The organism is Paraburkholderia phenazinium (genome assembly GCF_900141745.1).
GTDB classification, from domain to species: domain Bacteria; phylum Pseudomonadota; class Gammaproteobacteria; order Burkholderiales; family Burkholderiaceae; genus Paraburkholderia; species Paraburkholderia phenazinium_B.
Window position 1 is genome coordinate 363,542 of sequence record NZ_FSRM01000001.1, and the last position, 25,972, is coordinate 389,513.

The window sequence follows — 25,972 nt, forward strand, 5'->3', positions numbered from 1 at the left end:
TCGGGGATCGGACCCGGGTAGGCGCTAAAGCGCCAACCCGGGTCGAGACACACCTGTTATAGGATCAAGCCTTACGGGCAATTAGTATCAGTTAGCTTAACGCATTACTGCGCTTCCACACCTGACCTATCAACGTCCTGGTCTTGAACGACCCTTCAAGGGGCTCGAAGCCCCGGGGATATCTCATCTTAAGGCGAGTTTCCCGCTTAGATGCTTTCAGCGGTTATCTCTTCCGAACATAGCTACCCGGCGATGCCACTGGCGTGACAACCGGTACACCAGAGGTTCGTCCACTCCGGTCCTCTCGTACTAGGAGCAGCCCCCTTCAAATATCCAGCGCCCACGGCAGATAGGGACCAAACTGTCTCACGACGTTTTAAACCCAGCTCACGTACCTCTTTAAATGGCGAACAGCCATACCCTTGGGACCGGCTACAGCCCCAGGATGAGATGAGCCGACATCGAGGTGCCAAACACCGCCGTCGATATGAACTCTTGGGCGGTATCAGCCTGTTATCCCCAGAGTACCTTTTATCCGTTGAGCGATGGCCCTTCCATACAGAACCACCGGATCACTATGACCTGCTTTCGCACCTGCTCGACTTGTCGGTCTCGCAGTTAAGCACGCTTATGCCATTGCACTATCAGCACGATTTCCGACCGTACCTAGCGTACCTTCGTACTCCTCCGTTACACTTTGGGAGGAGACCGCCCCAGTCAAACTGCCTACCATGCACTGTCCCCGACCCGGATAACGGGTCAAGGTTAGAACCTCAAACAGACCAGGGTGGTATTTCAAGGTTGGCTCCACGCAGACTGGCGTCCACGCTTCACAGCCTCCCACCTATCCTACACAGACCGGTTCAAAGTCCAATGCAAAGCTACAGTAAAGGTTCATGGGGTCTTTCCGTCTAGCCGCGGGGAGATTGCATCATCACAAACACTTCAACTTCGCTGAGTCTCGGGAGGAGACAGTGTGGCCATCGTTACGCCATTCGTGCAGGTCGGAACTTACCCGACAAGGAATTTCGCTACCTTAGGACCGTTATAGTTACGGCCGCCGTTTACCGGGACTTCAATCAAGAGCTTGCACCCCATCATTTAATCTTCCGGCACCGGGCAGGCGTCACACCCTATACGTCCACTTTCGTGTTTGCAGAGTGCTGTGTTTTTATTAAACAGTCGCAGCCACCAGTTTATTGCAACCCCTTCACCCTTTGCCCGCAGGGGCATCAAGCTACAGGGGCGTACCTTATCCCGAAGTTACGGTACCAATTTGCCGAGTTCCTTCTCCCGAGTTCTCTCAAGCGCCTTAGAATACTCATCTCGCCCACCTGTGTCGGTTTGCGGTACGGTCTTGTTAGACTGAAGCTTAGAGGCTTTTCCTGGAACCACTTCCGATTGCTTCTTCACCGAAGTGAATGGCCTCGCACCCTTGAATTCCGCGCCCGGATTTGCCAAAGCGCCTTCTCCAATGCAAGGACCGGGACTTCCAACACCCGGACAACCTTCCGCGATCCGTCCCCCCATCGCATCTAACAATGGTGCAGGAATATTAACCTGCTTCCCATCAGCTACGCATTTCTGCCTCGCCTTAGGGGCCGACTCACCCTACGCCGATGAACGTTGCGTAGGAAACCTTGGGCTTACGGCGAGGGGGCCTTTCACCCCCTTTATCGCTACTCATGTCAGCATTCGCACTTCCGATACCTCCAGCACACTTTTCAATGCACCTTCGCAGGCTTACGGAACGCTCTCCTACCATGCATATAAATATGCATCCGCAGCTTCGGTATATTGCTTAGCCCCGTTACATCTTCCGCGCAGGACGACTCGATCAGTGAGCTATTACGCTTTCTTTAAAGGATGGCTGCTTCTAAGCCAACCTCCTGACTGTTTTAGCCTTCCCACTTCGTTTCCCACTTAGCAATATTTGGGGACCTTAGCTGGCGGTCTGGGTTGTTTCCCTCTTGACACCGGACGTTAGCACCCGATGTCTGTCTCCCGTGATTGCACTCTTCGGTATTCGGAGTTTGCTATGGCGAAGTAATCCGCAATGGACCCTTCAACCATGACAGTGCTCTACCCCCGAAGGTGATACACGAGGCACTACCTAAATAGTTTTCGGAGAGAACCAGCTATTTCCAGGTTTGTTTAGCCTTTCACCCCTATCCACAGCTCATCCCCTAACTTTTCAACGTTAGTGGGTTCGGACCTCCAGTACGTGTTACCGCACCTTCATCCTGGCCATGGATAGATCACCTGGTTTCGGGTCTACACCCAGCGACTGAATCGCCCTGTTCGGACTCGCTTTCGCTACGCCTGCCCTAATCGGTTAAGCTTGCCACTGAATGTAAGTCGCTGACCCATTATACAAAAGGTACGCCGTCACCCTCTTTCAAAGGCTCCGACTGTTTGTATGCATGCGGTTTCAGGATCTGTTTCACTCCCCTCCCGGGGTTCTTTTCGCCTTTCCCTCACGGTACTGGTTCACTATCGGTCGATCACGAGTATTTAGCCTTGGAGGATGGTCCCCCCATCTTCAGACAGGATTTCACGTGTCCCGCCCTACTTGTCGTACACCTAGTTCTTCCTCGCTGTTTTCGTCTACAGGGCTATCACCTGCTATGGCGGCACTTTCCAGAGCCTTCGACTAACAATGAAGATAAAGAGTACAGGCTGGTCCCATTTCGCTCGCCACTACTCTGGGAATCTCGGTTGATTTCTTTTCCTGCGGCTACTTAGATGTTTCAGTTCGCCGCGTTCGCTTCGCACAGCCTATGTATTCAGCTGCGGATACTCCATACGGAGTGGGTTTCCCCATTCGGACATCTACGGATCAAAGCTCGTTTGCCAGCTCCCCGTAGCTTTTCGCAGGCTACCGCGTCCTTCATCGCCTGTGATCGCCAAGGCATCCACCACATGCACTTGTTCGCTTGACCCTATAACGGGTGTGTCTCATGTGTCACCCACTGGGAATGACACGCTTGCCACACACGCTACAGGTTGAGTATTCGTGTTGCGCCGTATTCCAAAGCAATCTTTCGATCACTTAAAAATACATTGATACAATCACAACCCTGATTCACCTACTCAATCACCCATCTCTAAGTGATCTTTCGTGAATCTCTTTACTACTTCTTCCTGATTGTTAAAGAACGACAGCCGATATCGCAATCTCTGATTGCGTATCACTCTGACTGGCTCAATCGCCAATGCATAACGCCCGGTTCACCGAACCAGACTTTCTGCATTGAAGATTGGTGGAGGATGACGGGATCGAACCGACGACCCCCTGCTTGCAAAGCAGGTGCTCTCCCAGCTGAGCTAATCCCCCAGTCATGCACAGACAACACAGATTACCTCTACCTGTATCTCATACCCCGGGGTCTACCGGTCAGCGCAGCCACCGCAGAAACAGTGGTGGGTCTGGATGGATTCGAACCATCGACCCCCGCCTTATCAAGACGGTGCTCTAACCGACTGAGCTACAGACCCCTGAGTCTGTCTGCGTATCTGTCTTCAGTTTCACAGCCGATAAGCGTGAGCGCTCAACGTTTGACACGTTTTAGCTCGAGAAAGGAGGTGATCCAGCCGCACCTTCCGATACGGCTACCTTGTTACGACTTCACCCCAGTCATGAATCCTACCGTGGTGACCGTCCTCCTTGCGGTTAGACTAGCCACTTCTGGTAAAACCCACTCCCATGGTGTGACGGGCGGTGTGTACAAGACCCGGGAACGTATTCACCGCGGCATGCTGATCCGCGATTACTAGCGATTCCAGCTTCACGCACTCGAGTTGCAGAGTGCGATCCGGACTACGATCGGTTTTCTGGGATTGGCTCCCCCTCGCGGGTTGGCGACCCTCTGTTCCGACCATTGTATGACGTGTGAAGCCCTACCCATAAGGGCCATGAGGACTTGACGTCATCCCCACCTTCCTCCGGTTTGTCACCGGCAGTCTCCCTAGAGTGCTCTTGCGTAGCAACTAGGGACAAGGGTTGCGCTCGTTGCGGGACTTAACCCAACATCTCACGACACGAGCTGACGACAGCCATGCAGCACCTGTGTATCGGTTCTCTTTCGAGCACCCCCACCTTTCAGCAGGGTTCCGACCATGTCAAGGGTAGGTAAGGTTTTTCGCGTTGCATCGAATTAATCCACATCATCCACCGCTTGTGCGGGTCCCCGTCAATTCCTTTGAGTTTTAATCTTGCGACCGTACTCCCCAGGCGGTCAACTTCACGCGTTAGCTACGTTACCAAGTCAATGAAGACCCGACAACTAGTTGACATCGTTTAGGGCGTGGACTACCAGGGTATCTAATCCTGTTTGCTCCCCACGCTTTCGTGCATGAGCGTCAGTATTGGCCCAGGGGGCTGCCTTCGCCATCGGTATTCCTCCACATCTCTACGCATTTCACTGCTACACGTGGAATTCTACCCCCCTCTGCCATACTCTAGCCCGCCAGTCACAAATGCAGTTCCCAGGTTAAGCCCGGGGATTTCACATCTGTCTTAGCGAACCGCCTGCGCACGCTTTACGCCCAGTAATTCCGATTAACGCTTGCACCCTACGTATTACCGCGGCTGCTGGCACGTAGTTAGCCGGTGCTTATTCTTCCGGTACCGTCATCCCCTCAGGGTATTAGCCCAAAGGATTTCTTTCCGGACAAAAGTGCTTTACAACCCGAAGGCCTTCTTCACACACGCGGCATTGCTGGATCAGGCTTGCGCCCATTGTCCAAAATTCCCCACTGCTGCCTCCCGTAGGAGTCTGGGCCGTGTCTCAGTCCCAGTGTGGCTGGTCGTCCTCTCAGACCAGCTACAGATCGTCGCCTTGGTAGGCCTTTACCCCACCAACTAGCTAATCTGCCATCGGCCGCCCCTGTAGCGAGAGGTCTTGCGATCCCCCCCTTTCCTCCGTAGAGCGTATGCGGTATTAATCCGGCTTTCGCCGGGCTATCCCCCACTACAGGACACGTTCCGATGTATTACTCACCCGTTCGCCACTCGCCACCAGGATTGCTCCCGTGCTGCCGTTCGACTTGCATGTGTAAGGCATGCCGCCAGCGTTCAATCTGAGCCAGGATCAAACTCTTCAGTTCAATTCCTGTTACTGTTTTCTATTCTTCCGAATAGGTCGCTCACTCAACGTACTGACGAATTGTTCAATCATCTTGCGATGAAAAAACCTTCCTTTCATTACTGTGTGAGACTTGATACTTTCGCTTTCGCGGCAAACCCCGAAAGGCCCACCGCCGCGTCGCCATCAAGCGCCCACACTTATCGGCTGTTAATTTTTAAAGATCGGTTACGCATTCACCACCAAACCGGCACCGCGTTGCATCACCCTCACAACCCTTCGGTACCGCTTCGTTCTGCGTCGCTGCATCAGCAGCAGAGAAACGAGATTATGAAGAATCTTTTTCGCTTCGTCAACAACATTTTTTCGCTTCCGCTTAAAACCTTGTTGACGCTACGGCCACTGGTTTCCGCAGCGGCGCTCGTCCGTGAACGAGGAGCCGAATAGTAGGTGAGCAATGGCCGTATGACAAGGGTTTGACGGAAATATTTTTTTGGCGAGTCACTTTCGAGTCGAATTTACTACCGCATCGAGCGGAATCGCCTGAGCCATTGCCGCGTAACCTGCATCGCTCGGATGGATGTGGTCGCCACTGTCATACCCCTCCTGCAAACGCGCAGGCTGGGTGGGATCGCGCAGCGCAGCATCGAAATCGACCACACCGTCGAACGCTCCCGCGGTCCTGATCCATTGATTCGCCGCCAGCCGTATGCTTTCGCGCTGTGGTGGCAGCGAGGCAGGCGTGAGCGTCGCACCGAACACGCGCACGCCACGACGATGCGCCTCGGCAATCACCCGCTTGTAGCCGTCGATCAGGTCCTCGGCATTCACAGACGTATGCGGATAATCGCAATCAAGCCCGGCGCGCGGCGGCATCGAAGAGAAATTGATGTCATTGATGCCGATCAGCAGGATCGCCACTTTCACGCCCGGTCGCTCCAGCACATCCCGGCTGAAACGTTTAACGAGCGCCTCGCCATAGCAGGGCGAATCGTTAAGCAGACGGTTGCCGCTGATCCCTAGATTGACGACCGAAGTCGACCGGTCCCCTGCCTGAGTCAACCGGCGCGCGAAAGCATCCGGCCAACGGTGGTTTTCATTCAAGCTAGACCGCATGCCATCGGTAATGGAATCGCCGATCGTAGCAACCGCGGCTGCCGACGGCGCCTCCACGGACAACCCCGTCACCCACACAAACTGGGTGAATCGCTGATGAAATGCTCCTGACATAGAGTCATCAGTGTGATTGCCAGGTAGCGAGACGTAATTCACCTGATTCGACACGCGATGCCACGCCACGAGATTTTGATCCGCCCCCATGTACGAGCTGATCGCATACGGCGCACCGGCGACAATATCGACCTCGGCCGCATCGCTATCCAGTTCACTGCCGGGTGGCACTGTTACAGAGGCTTTCCCGCCAAACGTCACCTTGGCGCCGCCGTTCGCTTGTGTGGCCGCGCCACCCGCCGAACTCGCGATCCGCAAATCCTGGATCACCAACGGCGTCTTTCCATATTCGTTGCTGAGGTGAACCCGGACGGCGCGACCCGAAAGAGTCGGATACACGATTTGCCGGACCGTCCGCCCAGCGACCTCCGGCGCCCTGTACAGCGGCGGCAGGTTAGCCTGCTGGGGAATCGACTGAAGGGCGGTCGCCCATGCGGACACCCAGTGCGTAGGAGCATCCGCGGCAATCGCTGCTGGTGCGACGGCGAATTGAACAAGCAGAACAGCGCCGCACACAGCGGCCAGAGTACGGAGGGTCATTCGGTTCGTGGGCAAAAAGCAAAGCGCCCATTGTGCCCGATCGATTGCGACGGGTGGCCGGCGCGAACAAACATCCCGATCACACCGCCCGCGCCTTCGCGAGCAAGGCAACGCAAGCTCAGTGAGCAGCGCCCGCCGTCATGTCCAACGCCAATGCTTGCGCCACTTCAATTCCGTCGATCGCCGCAGAATAAATCCCGCCGGCGTAACCCGCGCCCTCGCCGGCTGGATAGAGCCCTTCCACATTCATGCTCTGATAATCGTCTTTGCGGCGAATCCGGATCGGCGACGACGTGCGCGTCTCCACCCCGGTCAACACTGCATCGTCCATAGCGAAACCGGCGATCTTGCGGTCGAGTTGCGGCAGTGCTTCGCGGATGGCCTCGATGACATAGTCGGGCAGCGCCGTGCTGAGATCGGTCGGATGGACGCCTGGTTTATAGGAGGGGACAACCGAACCGAGCGACGTAGACGGCCGGCCGGCAATGAAGTCGCCCACCCGCTGGCCCGGCGCGCAGTAATTGCTGCCGCCCAGTTCGAACGCCCGCTCTTCCCATTTGCGCTGAAACGCGATGCCGGCAAGCGGCCCGCCCGGATAATCCTCCGGCGTAATGCCAACCACGATGCCGGCATTGGCGTTGCGCTCCGCCCGGGAATACTGGCTCATCCCGTTGGTAACCACGCGGCCCGGCTCCGAAGTCGCCGCGACCACCGTGCCACCAGGACACATGCAGAAGCTATACACCGCCCGGCCGTTGCTGCAGTGATGCACCACCTTGTAATCAGCGGCGCCCAGTTGCTTGTGCCCGGCAAACTTGCCAAAGCGGCTGCGGTCGATCATCCCTTGCGGATGTTCAATCCGGAACCCGAGCGAAAACGGCTTCGCTTCAATGTAAACGCCGCGCTTGTGCAGCATTTCGAAGGTGTCGCGCGCGCTGTGACCGACTGCGAGCACCACGTGGTCGCACGGTAGTGTTTCACCATTGGACAACTGCAGAGCACGCACCTTGCCCTGCTCGATCTCAATATCCTCGACGCGCGTCTCAAACCGCACTTCGCCGCCGAGTTCATGAATGGTGGCGCGCATCTTCTCCACCATGCTGACCAGACGAAAAGTGCCGATATGCGGCCTGCTCAGATAGAGAATGTCTTCCGGCGCACCCGCTTTCACGAACTCCTCGAGCACCTTGCGGCCGTAGTGATGCGGATCCTTGATCTGGCTGTAGAGCTTGCCGTCCGAGAATGTGCCGGCTCCACCTTCACCGAACTGCACATTGGATTCGGGATTGAGCACGGACTTGCGCCACAGCCCGAACGTATCTTTAGTACGCTCACGAACAGCCTTGCCGCGCTCGAGAATAATAGGGCGAAAACCCATCTGGGCGAGGATCAACCCAGCGAACAGCCCACACGGTCCCATGCCGATCACCACCGGCCGCGGCGCCGTCATACGCTCGGGCGCCTTCGCGACAAAGCGGTACGCCATGTCCGGTGTCACGGCGCAGTGAGGCACGCTCGCGAGGCGTTTCAAAGCGGCCGCTTCATCCTTCACCTCGACATCGACGATATACGTCAGCTTGATATCGGCGCGCTTGCGCGCGTCGTGTGCGCGACGGAACACGGTGTAACGGACGAGTCCGTCAGGCGGTACGCCCAGCTCGGCGAGGCGCGCGAGAACGGCGGCATCGAGAGCGCTATCGGGGTGATCGAGCGGGAGTTTGACTTCGCTTAGACGTAACATGGGAACCAGGAATGCAGGGGGCGCAAAATTGCAGCCAATCCGCGATTTTATAGGTTCTGCAGCGGGCTAGGCCAGCAACGGTTGAGCTAGAACCGTCCAAAGGCGTTATTTCGGACCGGAGCACCGCTATCGCAGCACCCCTGTTTCAGGCCCCGGACCTTTGATCACGTAACCTTTGCGTTCCAGGTCGCGGCGGTACCACTGGTTGGCATTCATACCGCAGTAAATCGCAAACACGATACTCAGCACCAGGCTGACCACATCGGCGGTGACGCCTGCGAACCCGATCAGGCCAATCGCCAGATCCACCGCCAGCAGCACCAGCGCGACCAGCCACATGCGCTTCATGAGTGCCCAGACAAAACCCAGCAGAAACGCCGACCAGCTAAAGCCAGTACTCACTTCGACCGTTTCAGTCCTCGTGGGATGTTGCAAATAGATCCGCTCCGCCATTTCTCTTTCGTCCTTGAGATTAATCTTCGCAAACTCACGCGCCGTGCCGGCCTCCACCGTACCCTATCTAAACCGTCCGAACCCACCCTCAATCAATCTCAAAAAAATCATTAACCGACCGGTCGGTTGGTTTATACTTCACCCACGGACAACTTTGGACGAGAGTGCTCGCCATGTACACGCAATCCCTCGACATATCAGGCAACGTTGCGCCGCTAGATGGTGCCGCCGGCTCGCCCGAACAGGCGCGTTTCGATGCGGTCATGGCCGCCGACGGCAAGATCGAACCGCAAGACTGGATGCCCGATGCCTATCGTAAAACGCTCGTGCGTCAGATTTCACAGCACGCGCATTCGGAAATCGTCGGCATGCTGCCCGAAGGCAACTGGATTACCCGCGCGCCGAGTCTGAAGCGCAAGGCAATTCTGCTCGCCAAGGTGCAGGACGAGGCGGGCCACGGTCTCTATCTATATAGCGCGGCAGAGACGCTCGCGGTTTCACGCGATCAGCTGATCGACGCCCTGCACGCCGGCAAAGCCAAATATTCGAGCATTTTCAATTATCCGACACCCACGTGGGCGGATGTCGGCGTGATCGGCTGGCTGGTCGACGGCGCGGCGATCATGAACCAGATCCCGCTGTGCCGCTGCACCTACGGCCCATACGCCCGGGCGATGATCCGCATCTGCAAGGAGGAGTCGTTCCACCAGCGCCAGGGATTCGACGCGCTGCTGTCGATGATGAGCGGCACCGAAGCCCAGCGCGAGATGGTCCAGCAGGCGGTGAACCGCTGGTGGTGGCCGGTGCTGATGATGTTCGGCCCGAGCGACAAGGATTCGATCCACAGCAATCAATCGTCGAAATGGGGCATCAAGCGCATTTCCAATGACGATCTGCGTCAAAAATTTGTCGACGCCACTGTCGACCAGGCCAAGGTCCTCGGCGTCACGCTGCCGGATCCAGACCTGAAGTGGAACGAAGCGCGCGGTCATCACGACTACGGCGACATCGACTGGGAAGAGTTCTGGCGCGTGGTCAACGGCGACGGCCCGTGCAACCGCGAGCGTCTCGCTACCCGCGTGAAAGCTCATAACGACGGCGCCTGGGTCCGCGAAGCGGCCCTCGCCCACGCGGAAAATCAGCGCCAACGCGCGCAGCAGCACGCAGCGTAAGCACAGCGACGCAGCGACGATTAGCTCGATACCAGGCACAGCGTCCGGCAGCAACAGGCACCAACAGGCACCAACAGGCATTTAATAGCTGCCGACCGGTACGAGCCAACAGCAAAAGATTCAGGAGATTTCGAGAATGGACAAGTCGACAAACAAAGAGTGGCCGATCTGGGAAGTGTTCGTGCGCAGCAAGCAGGGCCTCGACCACAAGCACTGCGGCAGTCTGCACGCTGCCGACGCGCCGATGGCGCTGCGCATGGCGCGCGACGTGTACACCCGCCGTCAGGAAGGCGTGAGCATCTGGGTGGTGCCGTCCTCGGCGATCACCGCATCCGACCCGCAGGACAAGGCGGAGCTGTTCGAACCGGCTGGCGACAAGATCTATCGCCATCCGACGTTCTACACGCTCCCCGACGAAGTCAACCACATGTAAGCGCGTCATGGACATCACGCCCCAACACCTTTCCTACGTGCTGCGTCTCGCGGACACCGCACTGATCCTCGGTCAGCGCAACGCCGAGTGGTGCGGCCACGGCCCGATTCTCGAAGAGGACATCGCGCTCGCCAACATGAGCCTCGACCTGATCGGCCAGGCGCGGCTGCTGTACACGCACGCCGCAACGCTCGAGCATGCGCTCACCGGCGCCAGCAAGAGCGAAGACGACTACGCGTATTTCCGCACCGAGCGCGAATTCGCCAACTACACGCTCGCCGAGTTGCCGCATTACGGGCCGCTCGCCGGCACCGCGCATGCGGACAAGGACTACGCGGTCACGATCGTGCGCAATTTCCTGTACTCGACGCTGATGGCGCATCTCTGGACGGCGCTTACCGCGTCGACCGACGCACAACTCGCGGCCATCGCCGCGAAGTCGATCAAGGAAACGCGCTACCACGTCCATCACGCCGGCGAATGGCTGATCCGGCTCGGCGACGGCACGGATGAGTCGCATCGCCGCGCGCAGGACGCGCTCGACTACCTGATGCCCTACACGCGCGAGTTCTTCAGCGTGGACGCGGTTGAGGAAGTCATCGCCGCAACGGGCATCGGTCCGCTGACCGCCGATCTGCAAGGCGCCTGGGAAGAAGACGTACGAGCCGCGCTCGACGAAGCCACGCTCACGTCACCTGAACCGGTGAAGCATGTCACGACGGGCAAGCTTGGCGAACACTCGGAACACATGGGCTACGTGCTGGCTGAGATGCAGAGCCTCGCGCGGCAGCACCCCGGCGCGAGCTGGTAGGCCCCGGACGGAGCATAAGACGATGGCCGCGAACCTCACCACGACCGTGGACCCGACGCTGGAGCGCGCGTGGACAGCGCTAGAAGCGGTACCCGACCCGGAGATTCCGGTGGTGTCGATTCGCGAGCTCGGCATCCTGCGCGACGTCCGGCGTGCTGCGGATGGCATGCTCGAAGTCGTCATCACCCCGACGTACTCCGGCTGCCCGGCCATGTCGCAGATTGCCGAGGACGTCGCACACGCGCTCGAGGCCGCGCAGCTCACGCCGTACCGCATCGCCACTGTCCTCGCCCCTGCCTGGACCACCGACTGGATAACCGCCGACGCGCGCGAAAAGCTGCGTGCCTACGGCATCGCCCCGCCCACCGGCAATTGCGCGAGCGACGCACCTCAGGAAAAAGTAATCCGCTTCGTCCGCACGGCAGCAGTCCCCGCCCCGGCGTGCCCGCGTTGCGGCTCGGTCCATACCGAACGTCTCGCGCAATTCGGCTCGACGGCCTGCAAGGCGCTGTACCGCTGTCTCGACTGCCGCGAACCCTTCGACTATTTCAAACCCTACTGATATGGCCACCCCGCAATTTCACCCCCTGCGTATCCGCGAAGTCCGGCCCGAAACCGCCGACGCGGTCTCGGTCGCCTTCGAAGTCCCCGCCGAACTGCGCGAGCAGTATCGCTTCACGCAGGGCCAGTTCGTCACGCTGAAGACGCACATCGACGGTGAGGAGACGCGCCGCTCGTATTCGATCTGCGTCGGCGTGACCGACTACGACCGCGACGGCGAACTGCGTATCGGCATCAAGCGCGTGCGGGGCGGCCGCTTTTCGAACTTCGCATTCGACACCCTGCAGCCAGGTCACACGATCGACGTGATGACGCCCGACGGTCGCTTCTTCACGCACCTGAACGCGGAACAGGGTCAGCAATACCTCGCCTTTTCCGGCGGCTCCGGCATCACGCCCGTGCTCGCGATCATCAAGACGACCCTCGAATTCGAGCCGCGCAGCACCTTCACGTTGGTCTACGGCAACCGCAGCGTCGACCAGATCATGTTTGCAGAAGATCTGGAAGACCTGAAGAACCGCTTCATGAACCGGTTCGTGCTGTATCACGTGCTGTCGGACGATCTGCAGGACGTCGAACTGTTCAACGGTGTGCTCGACCAGCAGAAGTGCGCAGCGTTTATCGAAAACCTGGTGCCAGCCGATGTGATCGACGAAGCCTTCATCTGCGGTCCCGCACCGATGATGGACGCCGCCGAGGCCGCGCTGAAAGCCGCGGGCCTGCCGCCCGCGAAGGTTCACGTCGAAAGGTTCGGCTCGCCGCTGCCCCAAGCGGGCGTGCCGCCCGTCGAAATCACCGAAGATACGCCGGCGGCGGACCTCGAGATCGTCCTCGACGGCAAGAAACGCAAGCTGCGCCTGCCTTACGAGGGCGTGAGCGTACTCGACGTCGGCCTGAAGGCCGGCCTCGCGCTGCCATATGCCTGCAAGGGCGGCGTGTGCTGCACCTGCCGCGCCAAAGTGCTCGAAGGCGAAGTACGGATGGAAAAGAACTACACGCTCGAAGACCACGAAATCCGCGACGGCTTCGTGCTGACCTGCCAGTGCCATCCGGTGAGCGACCGGGTGGTGGTCAGTTACGATGAGCGTTAGACAACATTGCGGGCGCACATCTTCCACGATGCACGCCTGAGCGCTTTCAGCTCACCCGCGATCCGCTTACACTAAGGGCCGCTCGCGATCGGGACCCGGTTCCGCTCGCCACGCGGCCCTTTCTGTGACTGATTTGCCAACGAGCTGTTGATGAGCACAATCCACCTGACTAACGGCGACGTCGCCGCCGACTCCCTGCGAAGCGCCCTGCGACAGGCGGGGCGCGACGATCCCGTGCAGTCGTTGCGCGACGATCTGGCGGTCGGTCCGCTGCGCGGGGTCGACGACACGCCCGAGGTGCGCGCCGAATTCTGGCAACGCGTGACGGACGGAGCCCCACACGACGGCGCACCACGCAATTTCCAGGGCGAATTCACCGAACAGGCAACATTGCTGGAGCAACTCGTGGCCGGTGACACGCAGGTGGCCGTCTGGCACGCCGAAAGCGCGGCCGACCAGTTGACCCTGCGAAGGGTCTGCTACCACCTGCGCAACAGTCCTCAGCGCCTGAACGAAGTCCGCCTCTCGATCCGCGACCTTACCGACCCCGGTGCCTTCGCCCATAGCCGGCCAGACCACGCGACGTCGGTCGGGATGTTTGCGCCGGACATCCTGCAGACGCGGCTTCCGGACGTTGCGCCGATCTCGGTGCTGCGCATCAGCCGGCTCGCCCTCGAATGGCAGGAGGTCAAGCAGGCGAACGGCGAAACCCGCCGCTGGCGCGACAACACCTTCACAAGCGGCACGTTCGCCGAGTTGGACGCGCTCATCCTGGAATACGCCAGCGACGCCTGGCGACCCGCCGCCCGTATCGCCGCGCAACTGATGGTCGCCGACCTGGGCTTTCTCGTCAGCGACAGCCTCGTGTTCTGGCGCTTCCGCGAACTGGCCGCAAGCGGGCGCGTGAGCCTGCGCGGCGATCCTTCCGCATGGCGCGCGCTGGAATTGCGCGCGGACCTTTCCACCTGTTCCAGCTAAGGACCCCAAGGACCATGGCCCGCACCCGCGCACCAGACCACGAAACCCAGCGCGACCAGATCCTCGAACTGGCCGCGGCCAAGTTCGCGCAGACGAGCTATCCAAGCACCTCGATGGCCGATCTGGCTGCCGCGAGCGGCACTTCGAAGGCGCGCCTCTACCACTATTACGAAAGCAAGGAAGCGATCCTGTTCGATCTGCTCGACCGCTACACCAGGCGGCTGATGCTGATCATCGCGGAAGTGGAAGGCTCGAGCCAACGACGTGGCCTGACCGAGCGGGAAACCTTCGCCGAACTGATCCGCGCGTTTCTGTCCGAATATGAGAACTCTCACAGCCGGCATGTTGCGCTGCTGAACGACGTCAAATATCTGGTCGACGCCCAACGCGAGATCATCCTGAATCGCCAGCGCGACGTGGTCGCGGCATTTGCGCGCCAGCTAACGCGCGCCTATCCGGAACGCGCCAACCGCGACAACCAGACAGCGCTGACGATGATGGTGTTCGGCATGATCAACTGGACTTTCACCTGGCTGAAGCCGGGCGGCCGGATGGGCTACGGGGAATTCGCGGAACAGGTCGTCGACATGGTCGACCATGGACTGCGGGCCAAGGATTAGCATCGAAATATTGCGATGCAACAGCTTCCAGGGACGAAGGTTGCCTGCAAGCCACAGTTGATGATATGACGTATGCAGAATTAATAACTGTTAATAATCATATATATAAAAATAGGTCCCCAACAGAATAGAGCGTGACATCGAATCGATATCCGGGTTTTCCCTAGTTATGGGATTGCGCTTCCGATAGAATTTGACCTTGCGGTGCACCATGCCGCTAGATCAAAAGGAGAACCCAACCATGACCACGCCTACTACTCGCGCCGCCGAGCCGATCGTCACACCCGATCGCCTGTCGCAGGCAGCCGGTCACGCGCATGCTCTGGTGCGGGAGCTGACCGCTATCGACCGCGAACGCCTGCTGACGCACTTTCTCGCACTGGGCGAAGACGACCGCCTGCTGCGCTTCGGTCAGCTCGTGCCGGACCACGTAATCGAAAACTACGTGCGCGCCATCGATTTCACCCGTGACACCGTGTTCGGTGTTTTCGACAACCAGTTGCAACTGGTTGGCGTGGGCCACCTCGCCTATCTGCCCGTTGAGGGCGACAAGCGCACCGCCGAGTTCGGCGTATCGGTGCTGGAAAGCACGCGTGGCCAGGGCATTGGCAGCAAGCTGTTCGAGCGCGCCGCCATCCGCAGCCGCAACACGCACGTAAGCATGCTCTATATGCACTGCCTGTCGCGCAACTCCACGATGATGCACATCGCGAAGAAGGCCGGCATGAAGATCGAATACGCGTACGGCGAAGCCGATGCGTATCTGACACTGCCGCCGGCCGACCAGTCGAGCATCATCGCTGAAATGCTGCAGGAACAGGCCGCCGTGTTCGACTACGCGTTGAAGCGCCAGGCGCGTCAGGCTTCGAAGATTTTCGAATCGTTCATGCCGGCTGCGGCGGCGGCCTGAATCGCCTAAGTACAAGCTCGCTGGATAAGCAAAAGGGCGGCTCAGCCGCCCTTTTGCTATTGACCGCCGGAGTTTGCTGCCGCCGCGATTTCCCCTAGAACAAGCCAATATGTCCTAAACGCGATCATCTGCTCCGCTCAAAGAATCGGCAACGCCGTCGTCTCCTTGAACGTCTCCAGCGAGAAACTCGATTTCACGTCGATCACTGACGGATGGTGCAGCAACCGGTCCTGCACGAAGCGCGAAAAGTGCGCCATGTCCTGAACCTGCACGCGCAGCAGGTAATCCATATCCCCCGTCATGGCATGGCAGGCGACCACCTCCGGCCAGGTCTGGACCGCGGCGCGAAACAGATCGGCATGCGTCGCGCCCGCTCGCACCGGTGCGCCGTCGCCGCGCGGGCTGATCGTCGGGACGCTGCGCTTTTCCAGCCGCACATTTACATACGCAAGCAAATCGAGGCCCAGCTTCTGGGCGTCGAGCAATGCGACATAGCCGCGAATCACGCCACTCTCCTCCAGCCTCCGGATGCGCCGCAGACACGGACTGGGTGAGAGGCTCACCCGTTCTGCAATCTCCTGATTCGACAGTCGACCGTTCTCCTGGAGGATGGTGAGAATTCGTCGATCGATGACATCCATCTCGATATTAGCCATCTTCTGCCACCAAACCCTATTTTTGAGCCATGAACTAGCGCCAGCCTACGCAATCACGATTAAGTTCGCAAGTTTCCATCGCGTACGCCCCTTTAAACTGGCGGCATTCGACACAGGAGACAGATATGCAGGTTCAAACGTGGGACAACCCCGTCGGCACCGACGGCTTCGAGTTCATCGAGTACACCGCGCCGGATCCCAAGGCACTGGGCAAGCTGTTTGAACAGATGGGCTTCACTGCGATCGCGCGGCATCGTCACAAGGACGTGACGCTGTACCGTCAGGGCGACATCAATTTCATCGTCAACGCGGAGCCCGATTCGTTCGCGCAGCGCTTCGCGCGCCTGCATGGCCCGTCGATCTGCGCCATCGCCTTTCGCGTACAGGACGCCGCCAAGGCGTACAGGCAGGCGCTCGAAAAAGGCGCATGGGGCTTCGATAACAAGACCGGCCCGATGGAACTGAACATTCCGGCGATCAAGGGCGTCGGCGATTCGCTGATCTATTTCGTGGACCGCTGGCGTGGCAAGAATGGCGCGGAGCCGAACAGCATCGGCGATATCGGCATCTACGATGTCGACTTCGTGCCGATTCCCGGCGCCAACCCGAACCCGGTCGGCCACGGCCTCACCTATATCGACCACCTGACGCACAACGTCCACCGCGGCCGCATGCAGGAATGGGCGGAGTTCTACGAGCGCCTCTTCAACTTCCGGGAAGTGCGTTACTTCGACATCGAAGGCAAGGTGACGGGCGTGAAGTCGAAGGCGATGACTTCACCGTGCGGCAAGATCCGCATTCCGATCAACGAAGAAGGCTCGGAAACTGCCGGTCAGATTCAGGAATACCTCGACGCGTATCACGGCGAAGGCATTCAGCACATTGCGCTCGGCAGCGACAACATCTACCGCACCGTCGACGGGCTGCGCGAGGCGAAGATTGCGTTGCTCGATACGATCGACACTTACTACGAACTGGTCGATCGGCGCGTGCCAAATCACGGCGAGCCGCTCGACGAGCTGCGCAGGCGCAAGATCCTGATCGACGGCGCGCCCGAAGATCTGCTGCTGCAGATCTTCACCGAAAACCAGATTGGCCCGATCTTCTTCGAGATCATTCAACGCAAGGGGAATCAGGGGTTCGGCGAAGGTAATTTCAAGGCGCTGTTCGAATCGATCGAGTTGGATCAGATCCGACGCGGCGTGGTGCAGGACAAGGCGTAGCCCCGGACCAACACCAACGCGCCATAAGAAAAGGGCGAGGATCGCAAGATCCCCGCCCTTTGTTGTTTCAGCAGCCGCCCAGCCTCAGGCGACCGCAAGAATTGGATCGACGAATCGCCTCAGCGATACATCACGAAAGCTGCTCGTCCTCGCTGGCCTCGCTCGAAGGCGTAGCACGATTGGAAGCAATGCGAGCGGGTGCGACGCGCGCCGTACAAGCCACCGCGTTTGCGAGGGTACTCGCGCTGTTGGAGCGCACCGGCGCGCTCATCGCAAAGAATGCGGCGGAGACCATCAGGAAGGTCTGGATATTTCTGGTGTTCATGCGTACTCCTTTTCTAACTGCCTGCTTGTCGTGAAGCTCCACCAACCGCGGAGCGTTGCGCGGACACGTGCACAGGTGGGTGGTTAGACTGGGTTTTCAAGATGGGTTCCGGGAAATTGAAGCTTTTACAGCTTGTTACACGATGCTCTGGAAATAATTCAACATCTCCCTTGACTGTCACAATCACGTCATTGGCACCGTAGCGATTCGCGCCGCAGTACAGCATTTTTAATGCCATGCGGCGGGTTTCTCCCAGTGCTACCATCACTTAAAACACGTCAATATGGCCACCCCGGCCGAAGCATTCACAAGATGCCGAGGCCAACAAGTTTTGGCGATCCCAAACAGGTTGGAGGAGTACAGACAATGAATGCCCCGCTAGACGCCGGTCAGCGAGCCTCGCTCGAAGCCGCGCTCAATTCCGTCACGCTCGACGACAAATACACGCTGGAACGCGGCCGCGCATACATGAGCGGCATCCAGGCCCTCGTGCGTCTGCCCATGTTGCAGCAGGAACGTGACAAAGCCGCAGGGCTCAATACTGCCGGGTTCATCTCCGGCTATCGCGGATCTCCGCTTGGCGGTCTCGACCAGTCGCTGTGGAAGGCGAAGCAGCATCTCGCCGCACACCAGGTCGTATTCCAGCCCGGCGTCAATGAAGACCTTGCCGCCACCGCCGTGTGGGGCTCGCAACAGGTCAACCTGTATCCGAACGCCAAATTCGACGGCGTCTTCTCGATGTGGTACGGCAAAGGCCCTGGCGTCGACCGTTCCGGCGACGTGCTCAAGCACGGCAATTCGGCCGGCTCGTCGCAACATGGCGGCGTCCTCGTGCTCGCCGGCGACGACCATGCCGCCAAGTCCTCGACGCTCGCGCATCAGTCCGAGCACATGTTCAAGGCTTGCGGCCTGCCGGTGCTGTTTCCGTCGAACGTGCAGGAATACCTCGACTTCGGCCTGCACGGCTGGGCCATGAGCCGCTACTCCGGTCTGTGGGTCGCGATGAAGTGCGTGACCGATGTGGTCGAATCGTCGGCTTCGGTGGATATCGACCCGCACCGCACGAAAATCGTGCTGCCTGAAGATTTCGCCATGCCGGACGGTGGCCTGAATATCCGTTGGCCCGATCCGCCGCTGGTCCAGGAAGCGCGTCTACTCGATTACAAGTGGTACGCCGCGCTCGCCTACGTGCGCGCCAACAAGCTGGACCGCGTGGAGATCGATTCGCCGCAGGCGCGCTTCGGCATCATGACGGCCGGCAAGGCTTATCTCGACGTGCGTCAGGCGCTGACCGACCTCGGACTCGACGACGACACCTGCTCGCGCATCGGCATTCGCCTTTACAAAGTAGGTTGCGTGTGGCCGCTCGAAGCGCAAGGCGCACATAGTTTCGCGCAAGGGCTCGAAGAAATTCTGGTGGTCGAGGAAAAGCGCCAGATCCTCGAATACGCGATCAAGGAAGAGCTGTACAACTGGCCCGACGCACAGCGTCCGCGCGTATTCGGCAAATTCGACGAGAAGGATGGCGCCGGCGGCGAATGGTCCGTGCCGATGGGCAACTGGCTGCTACCAGCGCACTACGAGTTATCGCCAGCGATCATCGCCAAGGCCATCGCCACGCGTCTGGAAAAGTTCGACCTGCCTTCCGATGTACGAGCACGCATCGCAACGCGTATTGCCGTGATTGAAGCGAAGGAAAAGGCGCTGGCCCGGCCGCGCGTCGAAGTCGAGCGCAAGCCGTGGTTCTGCTCCGGCTGCCCGCACAACACGTCGACCAATGTGCCGGAAGGTTCGCGGGCGATGGCGGGTATCGGCTGTCACTACATGACCGTGTGGATGGACCGCAGCACCAGCACGTTCAGCCAGATGGGCGGTGAAGGCGTGGCATGGGTTGGCCAGGCGCCGTTCACCAACGACAAGCATGTGTTCGCCAACCTCGGCGACGGCACCTACTTCCACTCGGGACTGCTGGCGATTCGCGCGGCGATAGCCTCGAAGGCGAATATTACCTACAAGATTCTGTACAACGACGCGGTTGCGATGACGGGCGGCCAACCGGTCGACGGCGTGCTGACCGTGCCGCAGATCACGCATCAGCTTGCCGCCGAGGGCGCAGCGAAAATCGTGATCGTCACCGACGAGCCGGAGAAGTACCACGCGAACGTCGGTCTCGCGCCGGGCATCACGATCCATCATCGCGACCAGCTCGACGACGTGCAGCGCGAGCTGCGCGAGATCGCCGGCACCTCGATCCTGATCTACGACCAGACCTGTGCAACCGAGAAGCGCCGCCGTCGCAAACGCGGCACGTATCCGGATCCGGCGCGCCGCGTGGTGATCAACGAAGCGGTCTGCGAAGGCTGCGGCGACTGCTCGGTGAAGTCCAACTGTCTGTCGGTCGAACCGCTGGATACCGAGTACGGCACCAAGCGTCAGATCAACCAGTCGACCTGCAACAAAGACTTCTCGTGCGTGAACGGCTTCTGCCCGAGCTTCGTCTCGGTTGAAGGCGGACAGTTGAAGAAGCCTAAGGCTTCATCTGGCGCGAGCGCAGAGGCGATGCCACCGGTGCCCATGCCTGAGCTGCCGTCGATCGAGCGTCCGTATGGCGTGCTCGTCACCGGCGTAGGCGGTACGGGCGTGGTGACGATCGGCGCGCTGCTCGGCATGGCCGCTCACCTCGAGAGCAAGGGCGTGACGGTACTGGACGTGACCGGCCTCGCGCAAAAGGGCGGCGCCGTGATGAGCCACGTGCAGATCGCGAAGCAGCCCGCCGACATCCACGCAACGCGCATCGCCATGGGCGAAGCCAGTCTTGTGATCGGCTGCGACGCGATCGTGACTGCCAGCGACGAATGCGTCTCGCGGATGCAGGTGGGCCGCACGCGCGTCGTGCTGAACAGCGCGCACACGCCAACCGCAGCATTCATCAAGAACCCGAACTGGCAATTCCCGGGCGCCGATGCGGAATCGGATGTACGCACGGGCGCTGGCGAGGCAGGGGTCGACGCAATCGACGCCAACCACTTCGCTGTTGCGCTGCTCGGCGATGCGATCTATACGAACCCGTTCGTGCTCGGCTACGCCTGGCAAAAGGGCTGGGTACCGCTGACGTATGAATCGCTGATGCGTGCGATCGAACTGAACGCGGTGCAGGTTGAAAAGAACCGTTCAGCATTCGAATGGGGGCGCCGTGCGGCACACGACCTCGCGGCTGTGCGCAAGATCGCGCAATCGCAAGGCCGCACCGCGACGACGGAAACCGCCAGCAGCAAGATCATCTCGCTGCATACGCCGAAGGCGCTCGACACGCTGATCGAAAAACGCGCCGACTATCTGACCGCGTGGCAAAACGAAGCCTACGCGGCGCGCTACCGCGAACTGGTGGCGCAGGTGCGAGTGGCGGAATCGGCGCTCGACTCGGGCGACGGTCAATTGCCGTTGACCGAGGCAGTGGCAAAGAACCTCCATAAGCTGATGGCCTACAAGGACGAGTACGAAGTCGCCCGTCTGTACGCCGATCCGGCCTTCATGGAAAAGCTGAAGGCAAGTTTCGAGGGGGACTGGAAGGTCAATATCCACCTCGCGCCGCCGGCTTTCTCGAAGAAGGACGCGCACGGTCATCTGATCAAGAAGAAGTACGGTCCTTGGATTCTCAGCGCCATGCGTGTGCTTGCGAAACTCAAGTTCCTGCGCGGCACCGCGTTCGATGTATTCGGCAAGACGGAAGAGCGTCGCACCGAGCGGGCGCTGATCGGCGAGTATGAGGCGCTGGTGCGTGAAGTGATCGGCGGCCTGAGCGCGCAGAAGCACACGTTGGCGGTCGAACTGGCGAACCTGCCGGACGGCATCCGTGGCTACGGACACGTGAAGGAAAACAACCTGAAGGGTGTGCGGGTCAAGTGGCAGGAATTGCTCGGTCGCTGGCGCACGCCGCAAGGCAGCCAGGCACAGCACGCCGCGTGATGGCGGTGAGATGCCCGTGCAGCACGCGGGCATCTCACAAGCGCGCCGCAAAAAGCGGCGCACCATCAGAAAGAACAGCGACCGTTATTGCGCGTTCGCTTTCACACGCGCATTTGCCGAAGCCACCGCCGTCATGTTGATAATCCGGCGCACGGTCGCGGCCGGCGTCAGGATATGCACCGGCTTTTCCGCGCCGAGCAGGAACGGTCCCACCGTCACGCCTTCGCCACCGATCATCTTCAGCAGGTTGTACGTGATGTTTGCCGCTTCGACGTTCGGCATGATCAGCAGGTTAGCTTCGCCTGTCAGCCTGGTGCCCGGAAACGCAGCCTTGCGGACCATCTCCGACAACGCAGCGTCACCATGCATCTCACCGTCGATCTCCAGCTCCGGCGCACGTTCCACGATCAGCTTGCGCGCTTCGGCCATGCGTTGCGACGAAGCCGACGGCACGCTGCCGAAGTTCGAATTCGACAACAGCGCGACCTTCGGCGTAATGCCGAACTTCTCGATCTCGCTAGCAGCCAGCACCGTCATATCGGCGAGTTGCTCGGCAGTCGGCACTTCGTTGATGTACGTATCGCAGATAAACAGGTTGCGGCCAGGCAGCATCAGCAGATTCATCGCCGCCAGGTTCTGCACGTTTTCCGCCTTGCCGAGCACCTGTTCGACGAATTTCAGATGGCTCTGGTACGTGTCGATCATCCCGCAGATCATGCCGTCGGCATCCCCCACACGCACGAGCAGCGCACCGATCAACGTGTTGAACTTGCGCAGCGCGGCCTTCGCGACTTCCGGCGTGACGCCTTCACGCGCACCGATCTCGTGGTACTCCTGCCAGCACTTCTGATAGCGCGGATCGTCTTCCGGATTGACGATCTCGAAATCTTCGCCGCACTTGAGCTTCGAGCCCATCTTCTTCAGACGCATGTCGATCACCGCCGGACGGCCGACGAGGATCGGCTTCGCGATCTTCTCCAGCAACACGAACTGCGCCGCACGCAGCACGCGTTCGTCTTCACCTTCGGCAAACACGATGCGCGCCGGCGCCGATTTCGCCGCAGCAAACACCGGACGCATCACCATGCCGGTACGATAGACCGTGGTGCCGAGCTCTTCGCGATACGCGTCCATGTCCTTGATCGGACGGGTCGCCACACCTGAATCCATCGCAGCCTGCGCGACGGCCGGCGCAATCTTGATGATCAGACGCGGGTCAAACGGTTTCGGGATCAGGTAGTCCGGGCCGAATTCGAGCGTGTGCCCCTCATAGGCCTTCGCCACTTCGTCGCCCTGGTCGGTTTCTTCGGCCAGTTCAGCGATCGCGCGCACGCAGGCGAGTTTCATCTCTTCCGTGATGGTCGTCGCGCCCACGTCGAGTGCGCCGCGGAAGATGAACGGGAAGCACAGCACGTTGTTGACCTGGTTCGGATAATCCGAACGGCCCGTGGCGATAATCGCGTCCGGGCGCACCTTCTTCGCTTCTTCCGGACGAATCTCCGGTTCCGGGTTGGCCAGCGCGAGAATCAGCGGCTGGGTGCCCATTTCCACGACCATTTCGGGCTTCAGCACGCCGGCGCTCGAGCAACCGAGGAACACATCGGCGCCGCGAATCGCATCGCCCAACGTACGCGCGCCGGTGTTCGCCGCATAACGTTCCTTCGACGGATCCAGATTGCCGCGGCCTTCGTAGATCACGCCCTTCGAATCGGTGACGAGCACGTTCTTCTTCGAAAGACCCAGATGCACCAGCAGGTCGAGACACGCAATCGCCGCGGCGCCCGCACCCGAGCAAACCAGCTTCACTTCTTCGAGCTTTTTGCCGACCACTTTCAGGCCGTTCAGAATCGCCGCCGATGCGATGATCGCCGTACCGTGCTGGTCGTCGTGGAAGACGGGAATCTTCATGCGCTCGCGCAGCTTCTTCTCGATGTAGAAGCACTCCGGCGCCTTGATGTCTTCGAGGTTGATGCCGCCGAGCGTCGGCTCGAGCATCGCGATCGCTTCGACCAGTTTGTCGGGATCGTTCTCGGCGAGTTCGATATCGAACACGTCGATGCCGGCAAACTTCTTGAACAGACAGCCCTTGCCTTCCATCACCGGCTTCGCGGCCAGCGGGCCGATGTTGCCGAGGCCGAGCACGGCGGTGCCGTTGGTAATCACGCCGACGAGGTTGCCGCGCGAGGTGTACTTCTGCGCGTCGAGCGGTTCATCGAAGATCGCCATGCAGGCCGCGGCGACGCCTGGCGAGTACGCCAGCGAGAGGTCGAGCTGATTGGAGAGTGGCTTGGTCGGCGTGACCGAGATCTTGCCGGGCTTCGGATTCTGGTGATACGCGAGAGCGCTTTGCTTCAGTTGTTCGTCCATTTTTTAGCCTGCGAGACGTAAGTGATCGGGCCCGGCTCAGTGCGCCGTGTGCCTCGCTCGCATGGATCGAATGGGTAATCGACTGCAGCGGTTCTCGCTTGCGCCGGTTAGGCGCAACGTCGAACCTGAGCGGTTAGCAAGACGGTGCAGAGCTTTTGCGGGGGAGTTAGTGTACACCCCGCATGAGTCGTGACGAGTAGCGTTTACCGCCGGTAACCACGGGCGAAACAAGGACCTGGAATGTTGCGGCGCGTCATCGATATGGAGGCGTCCCGCCGCCTCGGCAGGACTTTGCGAAGAGCGTGCCGCGAGTCATTCGAGCGCGGCGCCGCGACGTTCGGGAATCAGGAACAGCGTCGCGAGAATATCGAGCAGATAGATTGAAGCGAGCAACCCTAGAGCCGCGCCGAACGAGTAGCGCGCAGCCAGCGCTCCGACCACGACCGGCCCAAATCCACCGACGGCTCGCCCGATATTGAACAGCACGTTTTGCGCAGTGGCTCGCGCCTCGGTGGGATACAACTCGGAAATCAGCGCACCGTAGCCGCCGATCATGCCGTTGACGAACACCCCCATCACCGCACCGCCGATCAGCAGCGCGAACGGCGTGCTGAGGTGCGCATAGACGAATACCATCACGACTGCGCCGGCCTGGTAAAACAGGAAGGTCGGCTTGCGTCCGAAGCGGTCAGCCGCGATGCCGAAGAGCCAGATGCCGAGCGCCATGCCGAGCACCGTCGCGGAAGTCCACAAACCGGATTTGGTCAGCGAATAGCCGAAGGTCTTCGACAGGTAGCTCGGCAACCAGATCATCAGACCGTAGTAACCGAAATTCTGCACAGAGCAAAGGATCACAACGCCAACGCTCGCGCACGTGGTGCGAGCGTCGGCGATCAGGAGCCGCAATGGCAGCTTGCGCGACGTGGTCCGTTGCCCCGCGCGAGCTACTTGCCGCGCTTGCTCGGCACGTTCGACGAACAACGCCGGTTCCTCGACGCGCCGCCGCACCACGAACGACACCACGGCGGGCGCCAGTCCCAGCGCAAACATGCCGCGCCAGCCGATGACCGGCAACAGCAACGGCGTCAGCAGCGCCGCGGCCAGCACGCCGAGTTGCCAGCCCAACCCCACATACGACGACACTCGCGCTCGCTGCGCCGCGGGCCACGCCTCGGCGACCAGCGTCATGCCAATGCCGAACTCGCCGCCGAGTCCGAGCCCGGCGATGGTCCGGTAAGCCAGCAGATCCGCGTAGCCTTGCGCCAGCGCGCACAGGCCGGTGAAGACGGCGAAGATCAGGATGGTCCACGTGAGCATCCGCACCCGGCCGAAATAGTCGCTCAACACGCCGAAGAGAACGCCGCCCGCCACGGCACCGATCAGCGTCCACGTGACAAGCGAGCCGGCCTGAGTGGACGAGAGGTGAAGGTCGAGGGCGATCACCGGCAACATGAAGCCGAGGATCAACAGATCGAAACCGTCCATCGCGTAACCGAGCACTGCTGCGAGCAGCGCCCGGCCGGCATAGCCACGTTGCGCGGCCGCGCGGGTGGGGGTGGAAGAAGAGGCGACTGTCATCGAAAGCATCCCGTAGGGCACGGCCACGCAGAGGAGATCGGCGCCGCCCGTCCGTGAAAATTCGCGTGAGTGTAATCGGCGCTTGCCCGGGCCACAAGCAAGCCAAAAAGACCGCCGCGCGACACGCGGCGACGCGACCATCGGAGCACCCTTCCCCACCCAAAAGCGTCGTCTCGCCGCTTCCGCTTGCCGCTGCTATCGCTGTCTTTACGGGTTTTCACGCACGACCG

Annotated in this window: 18 protein-coding genes, 2 tRNA genes and 2 rRNA genes; 11 read left to right on the forward strand and 11 right to left on the reverse strand. The window is 60.1% G+C overall.

What is annotated here, in order from left to right; translation table 11 throughout:
• Positions 1-60 precede the first annotated feature (60 nt).
• The 4 genes from BUS06_RS01815 to BUS06_RS01830 form a co-directional block, all read right to left on the reverse strand.
• Positions 61-2,942 (reverse strand): 23S ribosomal RNA (locus BUS06_RS01815).
• 319 nt (positions 2,943-3,261) lie between these two features.
• A tRNA-Ala gene (locus tag BUS06_RS01820) sits at positions 3,262-3,337 on the reverse strand.
• Positions 3,338-3,421: 84 nt separating this feature from the next.
• Positions 3,422-3,498, reverse strand: a tRNA-Ile gene (locus BUS06_RS01825).
• Positions 3,499-3,578: 80 nt separating this feature from the next.
• Positions 3,579-5,109: ribosomal RNA gene (locus BUS06_RS01830) — 16S ribosomal RNA — on the reverse strand.
• Together the 16S and 23S rRNA genes with 2 tRNA genes alongside form the textbook arrangement of a ribosomal RNA operon.
• Before the next feature lie 77 nt (positions 5,110-5,186).
• Here BUS06_RS01830 and BUS06_RS37275 point away from each other — a divergent pair.
• Positions 5,187-5,534, forward strand: coding sequence for a hypothetical protein (locus BUS06_RS37275; protein WP_143787438.1), 348 nt, complete (start codon positions 5,187-5,189; stop codon positions 5,532-5,534).
• A gap of 54 nt (positions 5,535-5,588) precedes the next feature.
• Here the strand turns inward: BUS06_RS37275 and BUS06_RS01835 are convergent, their stop codons facing one another.
• From BUS06_RS01835 to BUS06_RS01845, 3 genes are all read right to left on the reverse strand, one after another.
• The gene (locus BUS06_RS01835) at positions 5,589-6,857 is read right to left on the reverse strand and encodes an SGNH/GDSL hydrolase family protein (protein WP_074262717.1); all 1,269 of its coding nucleotides are present in this window, start codon (positions 6,855-6,857) and stop codon (positions 5,589-5,591) included.
• A 118-nt stretch (positions 6,858-6,975) separates the two neighbouring features.
• Positions 6,976-8,598, reverse strand: coding sequence for an NAD(P)/FAD-dependent oxidoreductase (locus BUS06_RS01840; protein WP_074262718.1), 1,623 nt, complete (start codon positions 8,596-8,598; stop codon positions 6,976-6,978).
• A gap of 126 nt (positions 8,599-8,724) precedes the next feature.
• A complete protein-coding gene (locus BUS06_RS01845; protein ID WP_254368717.1) occupies positions 8,725-9,108 on the reverse strand; it encodes a DUF2628 domain-containing protein in 384 nt (127 codons plus the stop codon).
• Positions 9,109-9,224: 116 nt separating this feature from the next.
• On the opposite strand from BUS06_RS01845, the gene paaA reads away from it, so the two are divergent.
• The 8 genes from paaA to BUS06_RS01885 all read left to right on the forward strand — a co-directional run bounded on the left by paaA (position 9,225) and on the right by BUS06_RS01885 (position 15,627).
• Complete coding sequence (gene paaA, locus BUS06_RS01850) at positions 9,225-10,223, forward strand: 1,2-phenylacetyl-CoA epoxidase subunit PaaA (protein WP_074262719.1); 999 nt, start codon at positions 9,225-9,227, stop codon at positions 10,221-10,223.
• Positions 10,224-10,359: 136 nt separating this feature from the next.
• Positions 10,360-10,656 carry a 1,2-phenylacetyl-CoA epoxidase subunit PaaB gene (gene paaB, locus BUS06_RS01855; protein ID WP_074262720.1) on the forward strand — a complete coding sequence of 99 codons (297 nt, stop codon included), beginning with the start codon at positions 10,360-10,362 and terminating at the stop codon, positions 10,654-10,656.
• A 7-nt stretch (positions 10,657-10,663) separates the two neighbouring features.
• Positions 10,664-11,467, forward strand: a complete 804-nt coding sequence (gene paaC, locus BUS06_RS01860) for a 1,2-phenylacetyl-CoA epoxidase subunit PaaC (RefSeq protein ID WP_074262721.1) — start codon at positions 10,664-10,666, stop codon at positions 11,465-11,467.
• A gap of 22 nt (positions 11,468-11,489) precedes the next feature.
• Complete coding sequence (gene paaD / locus BUS06_RS01865) at positions 11,490-12,029, forward strand: 1,2-phenylacetyl-CoA epoxidase subunit PaaD (RefSeq protein WP_074262722.1); 540 nt, start codon at positions 11,490-11,492, stop codon at positions 12,027-12,029.
• Position 12,030: 1 nt separating this feature from the next.
• Entirely contained in the window at positions 12,031-13,119 is a 1,089-nt protein-coding gene (gene paaE, locus BUS06_RS01870; RefSeq protein ID WP_074262723.1) for a 1,2-phenylacetyl-CoA epoxidase subunit PaaE, read from the forward strand.
• A gap of 150 nt (positions 13,120-13,269) precedes the next feature.
• Positions 13,270-14,097, forward strand: coding sequence for a DUF1835 domain-containing protein (locus tag BUS06_RS01875; protein WP_074262724.1), 828 nt, complete (start codon positions 13,270-13,272; stop codon positions 14,095-14,097).
• A 14-nt stretch (positions 14,098-14,111) separates the two neighbouring features.
• On the forward strand, positions 14,112-14,717 hold the full coding sequence (locus BUS06_RS01880; protein WP_074262725.1) for a TetR/AcrR family transcriptional regulator: 606 nt from the start codon (positions 14,112-14,114) through the stop codon (positions 14,715-14,717).
• Between the two features lie 241 nt (positions 14,718-14,958).
• Complete coding sequence (locus BUS06_RS01885; RefSeq protein WP_074262726.1) at positions 14,959-15,627, forward strand: GNAT family N-acetyltransferase; 669 nt, start codon at positions 14,959-14,961, stop codon at positions 15,625-15,627.
• Positions 15,628-15,764: 137 nt separating this feature from the next.
• On the opposite strand, the gene BUS06_RS01890 is transcribed toward BUS06_RS01885, so the two are convergent.
• Positions 15,765-16,283, reverse strand: coding sequence for an Lrp/AsnC family transcriptional regulator (locus BUS06_RS01890; protein WP_074262727.1), 519 nt, complete (start codon positions 16,281-16,283; stop codon positions 15,765-15,767).
• A 125-nt stretch (positions 16,284-16,408) separates the two neighbouring features.
• Between BUS06_RS01890 and hppD the strand changes: the two genes are divergently transcribed.
• The gene (gene hppD / locus BUS06_RS01895) at positions 16,409-17,506 is read left to right on the forward strand and encodes a 4-hydroxyphenylpyruvate dioxygenase (protein WP_074262728.1); all 1,098 of its coding nucleotides are present in this window, start codon (positions 16,409-16,411) and stop codon (positions 17,504-17,506) included.
• 130 nt (positions 17,507-17,636) lie between these two features.
• Here hppD and BUS06_RS01900 read toward each other — a convergent pair whose 3' ends face one another.
• On the reverse strand, positions 17,637-17,831 hold the full coding sequence (locus BUS06_RS01900) for a hypothetical protein (RefSeq protein ID WP_074262729.1): 195 nt from the start codon (positions 17,829-17,831) through the stop codon (positions 17,637-17,639).
• Between the two features lie 366 nt (positions 17,832-18,197).
• Between BUS06_RS01900 and BUS06_RS01905 the strand changes: the two genes are divergently transcribed.
• Positions 18,198-21,797 (forward strand): indolepyruvate ferredoxin oxidoreductase family protein, encoded by a 3,600-nt coding sequence (locus tag BUS06_RS01905; RefSeq protein ID WP_074262730.1) that lies wholly within the window; start codon positions 18,198-18,200, stop codon positions 21,795-21,797.
• A gap of 84 nt (positions 21,798-21,881) precedes the next feature.
• Here BUS06_RS01905 and BUS06_RS01910 read toward each other — a convergent pair whose 3' ends face one another.
• Entirely contained in the window at positions 21,882-24,164 is a 2,283-nt protein-coding gene (locus tag BUS06_RS01910) for an NADP-dependent malic enzyme (protein WP_074262731.1), read from the reverse strand.
• 312 nt (positions 24,165-24,476) lie between these two features.
• A complete protein-coding gene (locus BUS06_RS01915) occupies positions 24,477-25,742 on the reverse strand; it encodes an MFS transporter (protein ID WP_074262732.1) in 1,266 nt (421 codons plus the stop codon).
• Between the last annotated feature and the right edge of the window lie 230 nt (positions 25,743-25,972).